The sequence below is a fragment of the Pseudomonas sp. K5002 genome, from assembly GCF_013386655.1.
Lineage (GTDB): Bacteria > Pseudomonadota > Gammaproteobacteria > Pseudomonadales > Pseudomonadaceae > Aquipseudomonas.
This window is the reverse complement of sequence record NZ_JACARK010000189.1, coordinates 1-586: the sequence shown is the minus strand read 5'-3', so window position 1 is coordinate 586 and position 586 is coordinate 1. Positions and strand designations below refer to the sequence as shown.

Sequence of the window (586 nt, the reverse complement as noted above, 5' to 3'; positions counted from 1 at the left end):
GCCGGTGAGCAGAATCAGCGGCAGGTCGGCGTCACGCCGCTGCACTTCAGCCAGCAACTCCAGGCCACTGAGGCCGGGCATGCGCACGTCACTCAGGATCACCCCGGGAAAGTCCCGGGGCAATTGCGCCAGGCATTCCTCGGCGCGGCTGAACAACTGCACCTCAAAGCCGGACAGGCTCAGCCATTGCTCGACGGCCGTGCGAATGCTGGCTTCGTCGTCGACCACAATCACCGCATTCAACATAGGTCTGGTGTCTCCAGCGCGATGGGCAAGGTTAGGGTAAAGATCGCCCCGTCACCTTGATTGCCGGCGCTAAGGCGCCCGCCAAGTTCGTGGACGATAGCGTACGACACGGCGAGTCCCAAGCCGAGCCCGTCGCCTACCGGCTTGGTGGTGAAGAACGGGTCGAACACGCTGTTGAGGTTTTCCTCGGCGATCCCGCCGCCGCTGTCGCTGACGGTCAGGTGCCATAGCTGCTGATCGGCGTGCAGACGGATCTCCAGGCGCTTGCGTGGCTTGTCGGCCATGGCGTCGAGGGCGTTGCGCAGCAGGTTGATCAGCACCTGTTCGAGGCGGATCGCGT

The 586-nt window shown here is 64.0% G+C and carries 2 protein-coding genes; both read right to left on the bottom strand.

The annotated features are described in order from the left end of the window. The coding region (locus HX846_RS10700; protein WP_178965364.1) for a response regulator at nt 1-246 on the bottom strand (246 nt) is incomplete at its 3' end. Beyond that, a partial coding sequence (locus HX846_RS10695) for a sensor histidine kinase (protein WP_178965363.1) occupies nt 240-586 on the bottom strand: 347 nt, incomplete at its 5' end. The genes HX846_RS10695 and HX846_RS10700, both read right to left, overlap by 7 nt.